The organism is Micromonospora sp. NPDC049662 (assembly GCF_040675055.1).
In the GTDB taxonomy this organism is placed as follows: domain Bacteria; phylum Actinomycetota; class Actinomycetes; order Mycobacteriales; family Micromonosporaceae; genus Micromonospora.
Window position 1 is genome coordinate 131,406 of the sequence record NZ_JBFAOC010000011.1, and the last position, 17,743, is coordinate 149,148.

Genomic DNA, 17,743 nt, shown 5'->3' on the forward strand with positions numbered 1-17,743 from the left:
GGGCCGCGCGATGGTGTTCGTCCCGAGGCACGAGGTTCTCGACCGCGACTTGGCCGTGACGACTGCCGCAGTCCTGCCGCTCTACCTCGACAGCGTCGGCGAGACGCTCGGATCTGCCGCTGCAAGGCGCGGCGTTCGTGAGTGTGCTGCCCGATGGACCGGCAGCTCGCGAGCGGTCGGCAGCCCGGTCTAGGGGTAGCAGGTTGGGAGCAACAGGGTGCCCTGAACGGCCTCTAACGGCGTCCAACGGCAACGAGGGGCGCTCAACTGCACCCATGTCTACCCTGTGGCCTCACGTTCTGGCAGGTCAGAGCCGGTGCGGCGTCCTGTTGACATCCGAAGTGGTCACTTTTCGCTGCTCAACAGGCCTAGCGCAGCGCATGCCGTGCTGTCGAACCTCGTCGCCGCATAGCCGATTACCAACGAAGAAAGCGATCGCTGAACGAGGGCGTAAGGGGCAGCCCGTTTGCGACGAACAAGGATGCTCCTTTGTCTTCAGGTCTGGCCGGGCTGCGGTCGTGCCGTGTGTCAACAGGTAGCCCGCGACTCGCGCCATCGAGGCGCCGTGCCGCCGCGCCCGTGAAGAATGCGTGGAGCCAAACCTGGACCAGAGGGTGAGGTTGGGCCGGACCAACTCCCCTCCGCCCGGTCCAACGTGATACGACTACGCGTCATGGACAGCTACACCCAGCTAGGCGACCTCGTCGAGCTTCGAGCTGCCTTTGTGGTGGACGACGCGGCTGAATCGGCTCTGGGCTGGCCAGGGGTGCACGCCTTTGAAGCGGAGCATGGGGTCGTACTGCCGGAGCCGTACCGAACCTTCGTCGCGGAGATCACCGACGGATCGTTCTCCGGACCACCGGACTTCGGTCTCCTCGGCGTAGCCGAGATGCCCGATGACTGGGGCAACGACCGCCCGGTGCGCGAGTTGGCGGCCTCGTTCCCGCTGATTGAAGCGTGGCTGTGGGAGGAGGACTCCCGGCCGGTGGAGGAGATCGAGCCGCTGCTCGAACCCGTCTTCGACCATGGATCGATCGTGCTCGGCACGGATGGCTGTGGGATGTACTGGCACCTCATCGTGACCGGCCCGCATCGCGGGCATATCTGGAATATCAGCGGTGAGGGTGCGATGCCCTTCGGAGCGGAGTTCGGCTACACCACCGGGGCGTCGGGGTTCGTCGGGTGGGTTCGGCACTGGGCGGCCGGCAAGCCATGGTTCGACGCTGCTTGAATCGGTCGCTGCCGTCAGTGATGGCAAGACGGGGAGTCTTGGCGGTTCTGCACGAGCTGGTGGTACGCACCCGACTGCACGGGCTCCCCAACCTGACGCGAATCCGGCTGGCGCTGGCCGCCGTCGTGCCTCGTGTCGGTGGCCGTTACGATCACCGGGATCCGTGGAGCGCCGGGAAGTCTGGTCGGCACCGTGCTGGTTCGCGCTCTCGGAGGGGTTTCCTTGCTGCTGCTGTGCTTCGCCGCCGTCCTGCTGGCCGCTGTGCTCGTCTCGGCACTGGCACACCGCACCATCCTGTCCACCGCGGCGCTGTTCCTGCTTGCCGGGTTCCTGCTCGGCGAGGACACCACCGGTGTGCTGCACCTGCGCGCCGACTCGCCGATCGTGGCGCAACTCGCCGAGCTGGCGCTCTTCGCGGTGCTGTTCACCGACGGGATGCGGGTCGGTTGGGCAGACCTCCGCTCGGCGTGGCGGCTGCCCGGACGCGCACTCGGTTGGGGACTACCGCTCACCCTGCTCGTCACCGCGATACTCGCCCACTACGTCGCCGGCCTGGACTGGCCGGAAGCGCTGCTGATCGGGGCGATCCTCGCCCCCACCGACCCGGTGTTCGCCGCCGCGCTGGTCGGCAACGACAAGGTTCCCGCCCGGCTGCGGCACCTGCTCAACGTCGAGTCCGGCGTCAACGACGGACTGGCGCTGCCGTTCGTGGTGGTGCTGCTGGCGGTCGCGGCCGGGTCGGACGATTTGCACCTGGGTGAGCTCGGCACCGAACTGGCGGTAGGCCTGCTGATCGGCGTGTTGGTGCCGCTGGCGGCGATCGCGCTGGAACGGACCCGCTGGTTCGCCGCGTCCGCGGCGTACGCGCCACTGAACGGGGTGGCGATCGGCCTGCTGGTGCTGGCCTTGGGAAAGGCCACCCACGGCAACCTGTTCCTCGCCGCGTTCGCCGCCGGTATCACCGTGGCGACCTTCGGCCCGCGCGAACGGGCCGCGTTCGAGCACTTCGGGGAGAACATCGCCGAACTGCTGAAGCTGGCCGCGTTGCTGGTGTTCGGGGCGCTCATCTCGGTGGAGTTCCTCGGCGAGATCTCCTGGGCCGGCTGGGTCTTCGCCGTCCTCGCCATCGTGGTCGCCCGACCGGTGGCGCTGTGGATCTCGTTCCTGCGCTCCGGGCTGGGCTTGCGGGAACAGGCCGCCGCGATGTGGTTCGGCCCCAAGGGCTTCGCCTCGGTGGTCTACGGCCTGCTGGTCCTCGAGTCCGGCATCGGCGCGGCCGACGACGTGTTTCACCTGGTAGCGCTGACCATCGTCCTGTCCATCCTGGCGCACTCCTCGACCGACGTCCTGGTCGCGAGGGCGTTCGACGACGCGGATGAGACTCCCGGGTGGCATGGCGTGCTGCGCCGGATCCGCCGGGTGCGACGCGCGACGGTGAGCTCGGCACGGCGAGCCGACCTCGCGCCCGGCCAGGACCGGACCACGTCCGCTGGCGGCGACGGTGCCGTACCGGACAGCGATCGCACTGGCGGGCCGAAAGGGCAGAGCCGTCGACGGCCCGAAGGCGGCGAACCCGTGCAGAACGGTGGCTGACCGGTCCGCCTGCTAGGTTGATCTCAGGTGTGCCGGGAAGCCTGGTCGGCGTCGCGGTGACGGCTGACCAGAACCGGAGAGACGCCCCATGAGCACCCTGGCCTGGATCGCGGTGGCCGTTTTCGCCGCCGCCTACGTCCTGATCGCCACCGAGAAGATCAACCGGGTGACGGTGGCGGTGGGCGGTGCGTCGATCATGCTGGCGATCGGGGCCACCGACGCCGAGCACGCGTTCTTCTCCGAAGAGGCGGGGATCGACTGGAACGTCATCTTCCTGCTGCTGGGCATGATGCTGATCGTCGGCGTGCTGAAACGCACCGGCCTGTTCGAGTACCTGGCCATCTGGAGCGCCAAGAAGGCCCGCGGCCGTCCATTCCCGATCATGGTGATCCTGGTGGTGGTGACCGCCGTGGTGTCGGCGGCGCTGGACAACGTCACCACGGTGCTGCTGGTGGCGCCGGTGACGCTGCTGGTCTGCGAGCGGCTCGACGTGCCGCCGATCCCCTTTCTGATCGCCGAGGTGATGGCGTCCAACATCGGTGGCACGGCCACTCTGGTGGGCGACCCCCCGAACATCATCATCGCCAGCCGGTCGGGGTTGAGTTTCACCGACTTCCTGAACGTCATGGCCCCGTTGGTGCTGATCGTGATAGTCGTGTTCATCGGCCTGTGCCGGATCATGTTCCGAAAGGCATTTCGCTACAACGCCGAGCGCGCCGCGCGGGTGATGGCGCTGCGGGAGGCGGACGCGATTCGCGACCGCCGCCTCGTCGTGATCAGCCTGGTGGTCCTCGGCGCGGTGCTGGTCGCGTTCGGCCTGCACACCGTGCTGCACCTGGAGCCGTCGGTGGTGGCCCTGCTCGGCGGGCTGCTCCTGCTGGTGCTGTCCCGGCTGGACGCGGAAGAGGTGGCCAAGGACGTCGAGTGGCCGACGCTGGTGTTCTTCGCCGGCCTGTTCGTCATGGTCGGCGCACTGGTCGCCACCGGGGTGATCGACAGCATCGCCCGGTCGGCGACCGAGGCCGTCGAGGGCAAGTTGTGGCCAGCCACGATGTTGTTGCTCTGGGCCTCGGCGGGGTTGTCGGCGATCGTGGACAACATCCCCTACGTGGCGACGATGAGCCCGATCGTGAGCGAGTTGGTGAACGCCGAGGGCGGGCTCGACAAGGCGCAGGTGCTCTGGTGGGCACTCGCCATCGGGGCTGACTTCGGTGGCAACGCCACTGCCGTGGGTGCCTCGGCGAACGTGGTGGTGCTCGGCATCGCCGACCGGGCCGGGCACAAGATCACTTTCTGGGGGTTCACCAAGTACGGCCTGATCGTGACCGTGATCTCGGTGGCGATCGCGGTGCCGTACCTGTGGCTGCGGTTCTTCTGACGCTCAGGTGCCGAGGATTCGGTCGAGCAGCCCGTCGAGGGTGATGGCCCCGGTCATCACCTGGTCGCGGTCCACGACCGCGACCAGCGGCACGTTGGTCCGGGCCATCACCGAGGCGACCTCGAGCAGGGTGGCGTCCGTGCTGACCACCGGCAGACCTGGCCGGTTGCGGGGGAGCAGGTCCGCGACGGTCCGGTTACCGATCCCCGCCAGGACCACATCGGCGGCAGCCTCGTCGATCACCCGCGCCAGCGCCGGATCGTCCTGACAATAGGACGGCAGCGCCATCCGCAGTACCTGCGTGCCGGCCAGCACCGTCGACGGACGGCCTGCGGCGTCCACCACGATCAGGCCGGGCAGATCCTGCGCGGCCAGGATCCGGGCGGCCTCTCGGGCCGGCATGTCCTCGGTGACGGTGTCCATGGAGATCGCCACATCGCTAGCGCGCATGCACCGACGATACGCCCGGGGCCGCGCGTTGATCGCGCTGATGTCGCATGGCGGCTCCACTCGCGGTGGACCTATCTCTGGTAGACGTCGGGAACGTCATCATGGTCACGGTCGACCCGCTCGGCCTCGTAGATCTGCCGGTACCCGCGATTCCGCACTCGCAAGATGATCATGGCGAGGGTGGCGGCGATCAGGGAGCCTGCCAACACGGCGATCTTGACCCGGTCGTCGGCGTCGCTGCCGATTCCGAAGGCGAGTTCGCCGATCAGCAGCGAGACGGTGAAACCGATGCCGGCAAGCACGGCCAGCCCGGTCACGTCGATCCATGCCAACCCGGCGTCCAGCCGGGCCCGGGTGAACCGGGCGACGAGCCAGGTTGCCAGCAGGATGCCGATCGGCTTCCCGACGACCAAGCCGAGCATGATGCCCACCGCGATCGGGTCCGTGAGCGCCTGCGCCAGGCCGTCGAGGCCGCCGACGGCCACTCCGGCGGACATCAGCGCGAACACCGGCACCGCGACGCCGGCGGAGATCGGCCGGAATCGGTGCTCGAAGTGCTCGGCCAGCCCCACCCCTGGACCCGTGCCCCTGGAGCGCAGCACCGGCACGGCGAAGGCGAGCAACACCCCGGCGACGGTGGCGTGCACGCCGGAGGCGTGCACCAGCGCCCAGGTCGCGAACGCCAGCGGCAGCAGCAGCCACCACGAGCGCACCCGCCGCTGCGCCAGCAGCGCGAACAAGCCCAGCGGCAGCGCCGCGGCCAGCAGCGGCAGCACCGACAGGTGGGCGGTGTAGAAGACCGCGATGATGACGATCGCCAGCAGGTCGTCCACCACTGCCAGGGTCAGCAGGAAGGTGCGCAGCGCGGTCGGCAGATGCCGGCCGATCACCGCCAGTACGGCGAGGGCGAACGCGATGTCGGTGGCCGTCGGCACCGCCCAACCCTTCAGCGCGCCGCCTGAGTTCACCACCACGTACACCAGAGCCGGCACGAGTACGCCGCCGATCGCGGCGGCGACCGGGACCGCGGCGCGGCGCGGATCACGCAGGTCGCCGGCGACGAACTCGCGCTTGAGTTCGAGACCGGCGACGAAGAAGAAGATCGCCAACAGCCCGTCGGCCGCCCAGGTGGCCAGCGGGAGGTCAAGGTGCAGCGCGTGAGGCCCGACGGTAAACGCCGTCATCGCCTCGTAGCGGTGCGCCCACGGGGAATTGGCCCAGATCAGCGCCACAGCGGCGCCGATCAGCAGCAGTGCCCCGCCGATCGTCTCCTTGCGCAGCACCTCAGCGATGCGACTCGCCTCGGCCCAGGAACCGCGGCCGAGGACACGAGGGGGTGACTGCGGGTTGGACATCACAGGCGAGCACCTTTCGGAAGACGGGTCGGAGCCATTTGCCGACCAGACTTCCCGGCGCACCGGAACCCATCGTACCGGCAGCCGCGCCTGGAACGTTCGCTACGAGCTACGACCGGCGGTGCCCCTCGTCCCTGCGCCTCAGTACGCGCAGGTACCGGTTTCCTGCACCCAACACCACGGCCACCACGAAGATCGGTGTGAAGCCCCACGGAGACGGAGCCGGTGGCGCGCCGTCGGCGAGGACACCGACGAACACGCCGACGGCCACGACCGCGACGGCAAGTGACGCACGCCAGTCGCTCAGCGCCGTCGCCAACAGGCCGCAGGCGACCGCCATCACCAGCACGCGTCCCACCGGGTCGTCGGGAGGACAGACCACCGCCGCGGCGAACGACGCCACCACGACACCGACCGCACCAGTCACCAGATCTCGGATCAGGACGACCCGGTGAATCTCCGCTTCGTCAGCAACGCCCACAGCCTCAGTCTCTCCTCGTGCCCAGCCGATGCCAACGCAGCGACGGCCAGGAAGCCGGCTCCAACGATATCGGGTTTCTTGTATGGCATAGCCGATGTGCTCGATCATCTCCTCGTCCGGCGCGGTCTCCAGAAACCGTCTTGGTCAACTGCCTGAGCAGCCCCTCCGGGCCGGTCAACGACAGACCCTGTTCCTTCGCGGCCCGGACCAGGTCGGCGGTAGCGTTCGCCTCCGCCGACAGTCCGGGTCGCTTCTTACCTCCGGTCTGCTCGTTCAGTGTCGCGGTCATCACGGCACCCTCCTCACCAGGCACAACGCCTGGCAGGTCGGGCCAGAAACACCGTCAGATCCACAGACCCTGACCACGCTGTCACGGCGAGGCGCAGCCAGGCGCCGGCGGGAACCGGGGAAGGCCGAGAGTCAACTGCTGGTGGTTGCTGTTCTGGACACCAGCAGCGCGGACGGGATGACCGCGAGGATAGCCAGGCCGGCGAGGGCCGGGTATCCGCCGGTGGCCAGGATCGCCGTGGAGCCGAGACCAGCGATGGCGGCGATGCTCCAGATTCCGCTGTCGACGGCACCTTCGACCTGGACGCATTGCGACTGTGGCAGGTTCTGGGTCAGTTGGGTGCTTCCGCCGATGAAGCACAGGTTCCATCCGTAGCCGAGGAGAAGAAGGGCAACCGCGCGGGGTTGGGTATGCGTGTTGGCCGCGGTGAGGACGGCGGCGAGGGACAGGGTGAGCAGACCACCGAGCATTACCGGTCGCGTGCCGACGCGGTCCACCAACCGACCGGTCAACGGGGAGAGTGCGAACATGCCCAGCGTGTGTGCCGAGAGGACGGCGCCCACCTCGCCGAGCCCGTGACCGTGCAGGTGCATGTCCAGTGGTGCCGCGGTCATCACCGCGATCATGACGAGTTGTGCGGTGGCCATCACCGCGAACGCCGACCGGACCGTCGGCATGGCGAGGAGAGGCCGCACCTTGGCCGCGGGACCTCCATGTTCTACGACGGTTGCTGGCGCGGCGGTCGCGGCGAGCACGGCGACGCCGGCGGCCAGGGCGGCGAGCACGAGCGGTCCCAACGCCGCCGCCCCGCCGAGTCTGGTGGCGGCGGCCGCGGCGGGTCCGAGCAGCAGTGGTCCGCCCACCGCGCCCACGGTCCCCGCCCACGTCAGCACGCCGATGGCGAAGCCTCGTCGCCGCGGTGGATACAACTCCGCGGCGACGTAGCGGGACAATCCGGCGGCGGCGTTGCCCAGCCCGATGCACAGCATGCCGAGGCTGAGACCGGCGACGTCGTTGTGGGCGACGGCGAACACCGCCAGCGCGGCGCCCGCGGTGGCGCAGAGGTAGCCGACGACGAGGCCCGCGCGCCGGCCCCGTCGACCCATTACGGCCGTCACCATCAGGGCACCGAGGCCAGTACCCGAAATCGCGGCCACGTTTGGTAATCCGCCCCACCCGGCACCGAGCCGGTCAGCGGCGACGATCGTGGCAACAGCGCTGGCCCCCGAGATGGCCGCGTTGATCATCGCGGCTCCCGTGAACAGGGCCGGCATAGCGCGCGTGTGGTCTCTTGTGGACGGCGTCACCTCGTAGGTATCTGCTGGCATGGATCAACGCTAGAAAGCTAAGATCCGCCAATGAATGGGCACTTCCCTCGTCTCGGCTGTTAGGGGTTTACGACCATAAGATGCTTTGCTGATTGGGTTTACAGATGAACAGATCGCTGGATCAGACCGACTGGCGGATCATCGGGGAGTTGCAGCGCAACGGGCGCGTGTCGTACAACCAACTTGGCCGCCAGATCAACCTTTCCCCGCCATCCGTCGCCGAGCGTGTGCGGCGCCTGGAGGACATGGGGGTGATCACCGGCTACCGGGCCATCGTTGATCCAGCACCCGCCGGCCTACCGTTGACCGCCTTTGTGCAGATGCGGTGCGCCCACGGACGATGCCTGCTGAGGACCTCCACCGCTGACGACCTTCCAGAGGTCTACGAGGTGCACAAGCTGTCCGGCAACTCCTGCACCATGCTCAAGGTGCGGGCGGCGTCGATGCAGCACCTCGAAGGACTGCTCGAACGGCTCGGCGAGCATGGGGAGATGAACTCGCACGTCGTCCTCTCCACCGAGTACGACGATCGCCCGGTGCAACGACCCGATCCGGACGGCCGACCGGTGACCAGATCCTCCGGCTGGGGGAACCGACGGTCGTGAGCTATGGCGTCGCGCGGGACGTCCGGTCGAACAGCCGCGAGTGGGGGCGGCGAACCGAGCGCGGGCCTCACCTTGCGCTCGAGCCGAGTCGGCACCTGCCTGGATCTCCCGCCGCACCTGCCTGATCTGAAGTCTCGGCAGATCGTCGGCCTGATCGACGCGTGAGAGGCGGCCGTACAGCTGCATTGTGACAATCGGTCTCTGGAGCGACGAGGCGCCGTCTCCAGTCGGCGGCTCGGCTGCTGACTGGGACGGCGCCGTGGTTGCGGATCACTGTTGCGGGGTGGTGCACCGCACCCTTCGGGTCAGCGCGTACGTCACCACGATCACCACCACGGTCGGTACGCCGACCGTCCACGCGACCCGGAACGTCCCGACTAACAGCATGCTCACGACCACCGCCGCCATCGCAACCGCCGCCGCGGCACTGGTGTGCCAACCGCCGGGCAGCGACAGCGGCGACCGGCGCGCCTCGTCGGCGGTGCGCCGGCGGCGGAAGGCCACGTGGGTCGCGAAGATGAGCACCCAGGTCGTGGCGGCGCCGAACAACGCGATGCCGAGCAGCTTCGCGAACGCGTCGTCGGGCGAGATGAGGGACACCGTCACCGCCAGGGGAAGCCCGACGGCCGACGCGGCGACCGCGTTCACCGGCACACCGTGGCGGTTGACCCGTCTCGCCCAGGCCGGCGCCTGGCCGTCGACCGCGAGCGAGTGCAGCGTGCGCGTCGACACGTAGAAAACCGTGTTGAGGGCCGACAGCGCGGCGGTGAGCACCACGAAGTTCATCACCGCGGCGGCGGCCGGCAGCCCGGTCCACTCGAAGACCAGCACGAACGGGCTCGTGGCGAGCGCGCCGTCCGGCACCCGGCCGACGGCCTGCGACACCGATACGATGACCACCATGCTGAGCAGGTAGAACAGGCATACGCGCAGAATCGTCCCGCGCGCCGCGCGCGGTAGGTCGCGCCCGGGGTTGGCCGACTCGGCGGCGGTCAGCGCGAGCGCCTCGGTGCCGCCGAAGCTGAAGGTCGCCACGATCAGCGCGACCACGAGGCCGGTGAGTCCGTGGGGCAGGTAGGACGGTGCGTCGCTGATCGCCGACAGGCCGGTCGCCGGTCGGTTGGGCAGCCCGACGGTGAGGAGCACGGCGCCGAGAACAAGGAACACCACGATCGCGGCAACCTTGATGGACGAGAACCAGTACTCGACCGTGCCGAAGGCCCGCACCGGAAACACGTTGACCGTGATGATCGCTGCGGCGGCGAGCATGACCGGGATCCACAGCGGCACCTGCGGCCACCAGTACCGGATGTAGATCCCTACGGCGACGGTTTCGGTGCCGGCGCCGATCGCGACCACCCCCCAGTACAGCCAGCGTTGGGTGAACCCGGCGAGGGGGCCGAGGTAGCGGTGGGCGAGCGCGCCGAACCCGTGCAGGTCGGGATGGGCGAGCGCCATCTCGGTGGCGGCGTAGGTGAGGGCGATCGCGAGGAGCCCGCCGACGACGAAGGTGAGCAGTACGGTCGGTCCGGCCATGGAGACGGCGAGGCCGGAGCCGAGGAACAGCCCGGTGCCGATGACCCCGCCGATGGTGAGCATCCCGATCTGGCCCGACGTGAGGCCGCGACGCAGCGATGAGGTGACAACAGAAGGTGACATGACCATGTCACCATGCAAACAAGCTGGTCGGGGCCGAACAACGAAGGGAAATACGCAGAACGTCAGGCAGGATCGGTGCCGTCGAGGACGGCCCGCGTCGCCCGGGCCTCGGTCTCGATCCGGCTGTCCAGGCTGGCGGCGAGCGCCTCCAGGTCACGGGTGAGGTCGGTGGGACCGGTGCCGTCCAGCGTGGGCAGCATCGCCCGGGCTTCGTCCTCGAGCCGGCTGGGCAGGCTGCCGGCGAGCATCTCCAGGGCGCGGGTCAGGTCGGTGCGAGCCTCGGCGGACTGGCCGAGTGCGGCCAGGGCCTTGCCCCGGAGGACGAGTGCGAAGGCCACGAAGTCGTCGTCCCGATTCTCGATCAGCAGCGGCAGCGCCCGTTCGACCGCGTGCAGCGACTCCTGGTGGCGCCCGGCGCGGACCAAGGAGGACGCCACCCCGTACATCGCGCTGCCCCGGAGGGTGAAGGCCGGGCGGGCCGCCACCGGACGGCTGTCGAGTTCGGTCAGGGCGCGCTGGAACTCACCGACCGCGTCGTCGTAACGGCCCAGGTGCTCCAACGCATGGCCGATGCCCACCACATGATCCACGTACAGGGCGTGATCGCCGGCCCGGTCGGCCAGCTCGCACCCGGTGCGGTGGGCCCACAGCGCGTCGTCGAAGCGGCGGACATTCAGCCAGGCGGGGCCGGCCGAACTGAGCGCCCGGGCCTGCTCCTGGGGGTCGCCGATCGACTGTGCGAGCCGGTATGCCTCCATCGCCGCCTCCGTGGCCTCCTCGTAGAGGGCCATCAGTTGGACCGCCGTCCAGGCGTAGAGGCTGGTGTGGAAGGCCTGCTGGCGCAAGTCGGGCAGTGCGTTGGCGGCGGCGCGGGCCAGCCGGCGTACCTCCCACCAGCCGCGCCAGCGTAGCGTCGACTCGGAGTACCAGCGGGTTGCCGCCGCGACGTCGGCGACGAGTTGGTGCCGGCCCTGGGCGGCGGCGGTACGCAGCGCCGGCAGCCAGCTGTCGCTCTCCGCCCGCAGCCAGGCGTCAGCCTCCTCCATGCTGGCCAGGGGCACCAGGCCGGCCCAGCCGTCGGGCAACCCGCCGTAGCCGGGCTCGTACCACCGGCCGGCGACAACGGCGGTGTCCAGCAGCCAGGTGTTCATCCGTTCCGCGGTCTCCGCCCGGGTGTCGCTCGGTTCCTCGGCGTGCAGCCGCTCGTCGGCGTAGAGCCGGATCAGGTCGTGGAATCGGTAACGGTCGACGCCCTCAGTCTGCAGAAGACCGACCTCCACCAGATCCTCCAGGCGGTCCTCGGCGTCGGGCAGCGCGGCCTCGATGAGCGCCGCCGCGAGCGGCGCCGCGAAGTCGGCGGCCGGAACGTGGGCGAGGCGGCGAAACAGTTGGGCGCTGGGGGCCGGCAACTGGGTGTACGACAGCGCGAACGCGGTGGCCACTCCGGCGTCGCCGGTGGACAGCGCAGCCAGTCGGTGGCCGGTGTCGGCGAGCCGGTCGACCAGGTGCCGGACCGTCCAGTGCGGACGCGTGGAAAGGCGGGTCCCGGCGATCCGCAGCGCCAACGGCAGGTGCCCGCACAGGTCGGTGACCCTGTCGACCTGCGGCGCCGTCTGTGGGTCGGCGGCCTGCCTGGCGATGGCACGCAGCAGGTCGGCGGACTCTTCCGGCGCGAGAGGCGGCAGAGCGATCCGCAGTACGCCTTCGAGGCCGCCTAGGGCGCGCCGGCTGGTCACCACGACGAGGCACCTGCCGCCCGCCGGTAGCAGCGGCCGGACCTGGGCCTCCGAACCGGCGTTGTCGAGGACCAGCAGGCAGCGCCGATCACGCAGGATCCCGCGTAGCTGGGCGGAGCGCTCGTCGTCGCTGTCGGCGACCTGGTTGGGCTGGACGCCGAGCGCACGCAGCAGACGCAGCAGGGCGTCTCCGGTGGGGAGCGGCGTGGCGTCGACCCCGCGCAGGTCGACGTACAGGCAGCCGTCGGGGAAGTCGTCGCGTAGTTCGTGCGCGGCCCGGACCGCCAACGCGGTCTTGCCCAGTCCCGGCTGCCCGTGCACGACGAGGACCGGCGGCGGGTCGTCGATCTCGGCGGCGTGCTTCGCAGCGTGCCGGACGATCTCGAGTTCGGCACGCCGGCCGACGAAGTCCGTGACGCCGCGTGGTGGCTCGCAGAGCCGGGGCCTGCCGGCCGCGCTCGGGGAGCGGGCCTCCTTCGCCGCGGCCGTGAGACCGGCCCGGCCGTCATCGTCGAGGCCCAACCCGTCGGCGAGAGCGGCGAGGGTACGGGTCTGCGGTGCGCGGCTGTGCCCGCGTTCCATGTCGGAGATGGCCCGGGCGCTGACGCCGGACCGTTCGGCCAGCTGCTCTATGGTCAGGCCGGCGGCCCGGCGCGATGCCCGTAGGCAATCGCCGAACGGGGACGTCTGGCGCGGCACCTCGTCATGATAGATCGGCCCGGTGGACGGCCGAGACGTTGCCCGCACCGGGCCCAGCCTCGTGGTGCACTATCCGTGGATCGTCGTGTGGGCGGTGCAGGGCTCGGTGAGTTCGACGAGGAATCGTTCGGCGCGTCGGGCGAAGAGTCGGGCCCCGCGGGCGGTGGAGTGGGCCTGGGCTCGTTCGGCTGCGGCCCGGACCACCGCGTGGGGTTCCCCCCGCGCCTGCGACAGGCGTGCCCGCAGCAGCAGGAGCAGGCCTTCGCTGTAGCGCTGGCCGTGCTCCCAGACGGCCTGGTCGGCCCGGTCGAGGGCGGCCCCGGCCCGGTCAGGGAGGCCGGCTGCCAGCCACATCTCCGCGATCAGAGCATGGTGGTAGGCGATTCCCCACTGCGGCGGGTCGAGCAGGTTGGCGGCCAGCAGTTCCTCGGCCTCGGCCGCCGCAGCGGCCGGATCGTCACCAGTGAGGGCCCGTGCCCAGCACCAGCTCTGTCGGATGTAGTGGTCGATCTGGGATTGAAGGCGGGCCAGCCCGGCGGAGACCCAGCGCTCGCCGGCACGTCTGGCCAGGGCCGCGTCACCGGCCATGGATGCGATCATGGTGGTGTAGTAGACGCAGACCGCGGCCGCGTACGAATCACCCGGGGTGTCCCAGGTGTTGACGAAGGCCAGCGCCGACTCGACGTCACCGTTCAGCGCGGTCATCACGGCACGCCATCCGGGTCCTTCCCCCGGAATGCTGCCGTCCCGCCGCAGCGGAGTCTCCTCGTCCGGCACGGAGGGGTCGTCGTCTTCTCCGGCGAAACAGCGGTACGCCTCGCCGATGTTGCCGATGTCCCAGTGATACAGGCCCCAGGCCTGCCGGCCATAGCGTCGGACACCCGAATCGGAGGACGTCCGGCCGTACTCGTGCATCCGGCGGGCCAACTGCCCACGACTCTTCTCCAGGCAGGTGTACGCGCCCATGAGGCGGATGAAGGCGAAGTCGGCGGCCTCTGCCTCCCGGGCGAGAGTGCGAGCCAGATATTCGGCCCGCTCCAGCAGATCGAAGGTCGAGGCATCGTAGCCGGACTGCCGTCTGACCACGATGGCGAGCAGCGTGAGGGCGGACAACTCCAGCTCCATGAGCCCCGATGCCCGAGTGATCTGCACGGCGGCACGCAGTTGGCGATTGGCGGACTCGAACGCGAGCTTGGACGCCGCGTAGCGCCCGGCGCGGATCAGCGCCTCCCCGGTGCGAACAGGCTCGGCCAGGGCACCGGCCGCCCACAGATGGAAGGCGAGGCGTTCGGCGACGGCCTCGTCGCGGCCATGGGTCCGTTCGAGCGCATCCGCGACGCGCAGATGTAGCCGGATGATCTGCTGTTTCGCCGTGGTCTCGGAGACCGACTCGCGCACCAGGTCGTGTGCGAATCGTAGCGAGGACGGATTCTCCGGACCGGGTTCGAGCAGGCCGAGGGCGTGCAGCGGCTCGAGGCGTTCGAGGCAGTCCGCGACGTCCACACCAGCGGCGCGCGAGAGCAGCCGCAGGTCGATGTCACGGCCGATGAGCGCGGCGACGCGCAGTAGTTCGCGCGCGTCGTCGTCGAGGCTGGCCATCCGGTCGCGAACGACGTCGCGCACGGTGGACGGAACCCCCGCCGGTCCGGATGCGCCGTCCTCGCTGAGCGCGCCGTCCTCGCTGAGCAGCCGGGACAGTTCCTGGACAAAGAACGGATTGCCGGCGGTACGGGCGTGGATGGCGCGGGCGACGGCGTCGTCGGGCTCGCGGCCGGCCTCACGGCGGATGAGTGCGGTGACGTCGGTCAGTCCGAGCGGGCCGAGCCGGATCCTGCGGTGGCCGGGCAGCCGGCTGGCCGTAGCAAGCACCTGGGAGAGGGCCGAGTCGAGCACCGGCGCCCTGTCGCGAAGCGCACCGATGATTGCGGTGCGGTCGGGCAGCCGGCCGGCCAGATGACTGAACAAGCGCCGGGAGGCATCATCGGCCCATTGCAGGTCGTCGAGGATCAGGAGTGTCGGTCGTTGTGCCGAGGCACTTCTGACGAGGGCGACGACCTGCTCGAAGAGCCGGAACTGAGCGCTACCGTCGGGAACCGCCCGGACGGCGTCGCTGCCCAGCCCGAGCAGGATGCCGAGCTCGCTGGCGAGCCACTTCTCCCGCTCCAGCGCGGGCAAACTGTCGACGACCGCGCTCAGCGCCTGCTCCCACGGCCACATCGACGGAGTTCCGTCGCCCTCTAGGCAGCGACCCCAGGTCACCAGCGCGCCGTGCTGGTCCGCCACCTTCGCGGCCTCTTCCAGCAGGCGGGTCTTGCCGACGCCCGGTTCACCCTCGAGGATGCCGATGGCCGCGCCCCCGGCAACGGCGCGCAGCACGGTGCGTCGCAGCATGGCGAGTTCCTCGATCCGGCCGACGAGGCCAGCTCCTGCGTTCACCTGGACCTCGTCCGCCGTGTCCATCGACGGCGGCGACACCGATGGCTGAGCCAGAACCCGCCGGTGTGCGTCCTCCAGTGCCGGACCTGGGTCGACGCCCAGCTCGTCGGCGAGGCGATCGCGGACCGCCCGGAAGACCGCCAGTGCCTCCGCCTGGCGACCGGCGGCGCCTAGGGCACCGACCAGGCCGGCGTGCACGGGTTCGTGGAACGGTGCCATCGATGCGGCCAGTCGCAGGGCGCGAAGCACCCGTTCCGGTCGGCCCAGCGACACCGCCTGCTCGGCCGCGGCCGAGCAGGCGTCGTAGAACTCGTTGTCGAGCACGGCGAAGGTGGCCTCCGCGCCCGTCCCGTCGGCGATGCCGCCACCTGCCGGGCCATGCCACAGGCCGAGCGCATCGATGTAGTGGTCGAGCGCCGCTTCGTGGTGCTGCCGCGCCGCGGCGGCCGTGGCCGCACCCACGAGTCTCCGGAAGGCGACGAGATCCAGCGCGCTGGAGGCGGCGACGAACAGATAGGAGTTACCGCGACGGTGCAGGAACGAGCCGGTGCCCCGGGCGGGAAGTTCCGGCTCGAGGATCCGTCGTAACACGCCGACGTACTTCTGGATCACGTTGAGGGCACTGGTGGGAACGTCATCGCCCCAGATCAGATCGATCAGCTCACTCGTGCTGATCGGCCTGCCGACGCGGGCCAGGAGCAGCGCGAGGAGATATGCCTGTTGCCGGGGGCCGGCAGCCAGCTCGACGTCGTCGCGCCAGATCCGCAGCGGGCCGAGGATCTGCAGGGACACCGAGGAGCGACCAACCGGCGGATCTTCGTCGCCGGGTGGGTCGGGAGAGACTGGCACGGCCACGCTTATCGACCCCGAACCGACATGACGCTTGCTTCCACCTGCACGGCGTACGTGGACCAGTCGATTCTACCGGGTCTACGAGTCGGCGTTGTTACGTCGTGGGCGGGACGGTCGGCGGCGTCTCCGGGAGGGAGATTCCACCGACCGTCGTCACGGCTGCATGCCGGGTCACCAGTACGGCGTGAACTTCTTCATGGCCACCTCCTCGACGTCGTTGACCTGACTCGGAGTCAACCGTCGGCGAGTGGACAGGCACTGAACGCGGCGCTCGCCAGTTCGGAAGTGAATCTGCAGTGGTCGATGTAAGCGTCGGGGTGTCAGGTCGGGGCCGGCAACCGGAAGGACGCCACCATGGGGCCGCTGCTGCGCAATCGGGAGTTCCGCGCCATCACGGTGACCGAGCTGTTGTCGGTGCTTGGTGACCAGCTCGCCCGGGTGGCGCTGGCCCTACTGGTCTTCGGACGAACCGGGTCAGCCGGGCTCAGCGGGCTCACCTACGGGCTCACCTACCTGCCCACGGTGGTGGGCGGCGTCCTGCTCTCGTCGATGGCCGACCGCCGGCCTCGCCGCGAGGTCCTGGTAGTCATCGACGGGACCAGGGCGGTGATCGTCCTTGCCATGGCGATTCCCGGCGCTCCGCTGCCGCTGCTGTGCGGCCTGGTGGCGATGTCAGCGTTGCTGAGCGGCCCCTACCAGGCCGCCCGCCTCGCGCTGCTGCGCGACATCCTGCCCCCCGAGCGGTACGGCGCCGGGATGGCCGTGCGGCAGTCGGTGAACCAGGGCGCGACGCTGGCCGGGTTCGCCTCCGGCGGTTTCCTGTCCACTGCCTTCACGCCGGCCATCTGCCTGGTTGTCGACGGCCTCACGTTCGCCGTGTCGGCGATCGTCATCCTGCTGCTCGTCAGGCGTCGTCCGGCCGCCGCGGCAGCCGGTGAGCCGACGACGATCACTTCGACGCTCGGCCTCATCTGGCGGTCGTCGGCCCGTCGGGCGATCTTCCTGATGACCTTCTCAGCCGTGTTCCTCATCGCCCCGGAGGCGCTGGCCGTGGCGCTCGCCGCCGAGGTGGGCCTCGGCCCGCGGTGGGTCGGCCTGTTCATGGCCTCGGCCGGACTGTTCGCCGTGGCGGCCCTGGGCCTCTTCACCAGGTACGCCGTCGCGGCACATCATCCGAGGGTGTTCCCGGTGGCGTGCGTGGCGCCCGGCCTGCCGCTGCTGGCCGTCATCGCGCTGGACGACCCGTACCTGATCATGCTGGTCTTCGGTCTCAGCGGCGCGGCGTGGGCGGTGCTCATCGTCATCTCGGTGTCCACGCTCGCGGAGTTGCTCCCCGCCAACCAGCGCGGCCGAGGGCTGGGCCTGGCGGCTTCCACGAACCTCACCGCGCACGGACTCGGTGCAGCCCTCGCCGGGCTGGTCGCCGATGCGATCGGCGTCGCGGCGGCCATCAGTCTGCTCGGGCTTGCCAGCGTCCTCTTCGCCGCCCTGCCCGTTGCTCTCTGGCATCGCGCGGACCGGGAGGTTCCTCCGGCATCCGACGTGCCGGCCCGGACCGAGGGCGTGTGCGACTTGATGGCCAGTTGATGCCCCGCGATCGGCGCGTTCAGTGGCTGTCCAAACCCCGCGCCTAGCGTCGATCCGACCGCAC

General features: G+C 69.9%; 11 protein-coding genes and 2 pseudogenes. 5 read left to right on the top strand and 8 right to left on the bottom strand.

Translation table 11 applies throughout. From position 1 onward, the window contains the following. Positions 1 to 673 precede the first annotated feature (673 nt). The 3 genes and pseudogenes from AB0J36_RS11775 (at position 674) to AB0J36_RS11785 (ending at position 4,202) form a co-directional block, all read left to right on the top strand. Positions 674 to 1,231, top strand: a complete 558-nt coding sequence (locus AB0J36_RS11775; protein WP_363660470.1) for an SMI1/KNR4 family protein — start codon at positions 674 to 676, stop codon at positions 1,229 to 1,231. A gap of 222 nt (positions 1,232 to 1,453) precedes the next feature. After that, positions 1,454 to 2,599 (top strand): annotated as a pseudogene (locus AB0J36_RS11780) (cation:proton antiporter); the annotation flags it as partial. 313 nt (positions 2,600 to 2,912) lie between these two features. Further along, positions 2,913 to 4,202, top strand: a complete 1,290-nt coding sequence (locus tag AB0J36_RS11785) for an ArsB/NhaD family transporter (RefSeq protein WP_363660471.1) — start codon at positions 2,913 to 2,915, stop codon at positions 4,200 to 4,202. Between the two features lie 3 nt (positions 4,203 to 4,205). On the opposite strand, the gene AB0J36_RS11790 is transcribed toward AB0J36_RS11785, so the two are convergent. The 5 genes and pseudogenes from AB0J36_RS11790 to AB0J36_RS11810 form a co-directional block, all read right to left on the bottom strand. After that, complete coding sequence (locus AB0J36_RS11790; RefSeq protein ID WP_357134629.1) at positions 4,206 to 4,652, bottom strand: CBS domain-containing protein; 447 nt, start codon at positions 4,650 to 4,652, stop codon at positions 4,206 to 4,208. A gap of 71 nt (positions 4,653 to 4,723) precedes the next feature. Further along, positions 4,724 to 6,007, bottom strand: a complete 1,284-nt coding sequence (gene nhaA, locus AB0J36_RS11795) for a Na+/H+ antiporter NhaA (RefSeq protein WP_363660472.1) — start codon at positions 6,005 to 6,007, stop codon at positions 4,724 to 4,726. 109 nt (positions 6,008 to 6,116) lie between these two features. After that, on the bottom strand, positions 6,117 to 6,596 hold the full coding sequence (locus tag AB0J36_RS11800; protein WP_363660482.1) for a hypothetical protein: 480 nt from the start codon (positions 6,594 to 6,596) through the stop codon (positions 6,117 to 6,119). Further along, positions 6,576 to 6,777: pseudogene (locus AB0J36_RS11805) on the bottom strand (IS256 family transposase); the annotation flags it as partial. The pseudogene AB0J36_RS11805 and the gene AB0J36_RS11800, both read right to left, overlap by 21 nt. Positions 6,778 to 6,908: 131 nt before the next feature. Beyond that, positions 6,909 to 8,105, bottom strand: a complete 1,197-nt coding sequence (locus AB0J36_RS11810; protein WP_363660473.1) for an MFS transporter — start codon at positions 8,103 to 8,105, stop codon at positions 6,909 to 6,911. A gap of 104 nt (positions 8,106 to 8,209) precedes the next feature. Here AB0J36_RS11810 and AB0J36_RS11815 point away from each other — a divergent pair, with 104 nt between their 5' ends. Beyond that, the gene (locus tag AB0J36_RS11815) at positions 8,210 to 8,710 is read left to right on the top strand and encodes an Lrp/AsnC family transcriptional regulator (protein WP_357134625.1); all 501 of its coding nucleotides are present in this window, start codon (positions 8,210 to 8,212) and stop codon (positions 8,708 to 8,710) included. Positions 8,711 to 8,980: 270 nt separating this feature from the next. Here AB0J36_RS11815 and AB0J36_RS11820 read toward each other — a convergent pair whose 3' ends face one another. The 3 genes from AB0J36_RS11820 to AB0J36_RS11830 form a co-directional block, all read right to left on the bottom strand. After that, positions 8,981 to 10,369: an amino acid permease gene (locus AB0J36_RS11820; RefSeq protein WP_357134623.1), complete on the bottom strand. Its 1,389-nt coding sequence runs from the start codon at positions 10,367 to 10,369 to the stop codon at positions 8,981 to 8,983. Between the two features lie 62 nt (positions 10,370 to 10,431). After that, entirely contained in the window at positions 10,432 to 12,804 is a 2,373-nt protein-coding gene (locus AB0J36_RS11825) for a helix-turn-helix domain-containing protein (RefSeq protein ID WP_363660474.1), read from the bottom strand. Positions 12,805 to 12,873: 69 nt separating this feature from the next. Beyond that, complete coding sequence (locus AB0J36_RS11830) at positions 12,874 to 16,089, bottom strand: BTAD domain-containing putative transcriptional regulator (RefSeq protein ID WP_363660475.1); 3,216 nt, start codon at positions 16,087 to 16,089, stop codon at positions 12,874 to 12,876. Between the two features lie 357 nt (positions 16,090 to 16,446). Between AB0J36_RS11830 and AB0J36_RS11835 the strand changes: the two genes are divergently transcribed. Further along, complete coding sequence (locus tag AB0J36_RS11835; protein ID WP_363660476.1) at positions 16,447 to 17,679, top strand: MFS transporter; 1,233 nt, start codon at positions 16,447 to 16,449, stop codon at positions 17,677 to 17,679. Positions 17,680 to 17,743 lie beyond the last annotated feature (64 nt).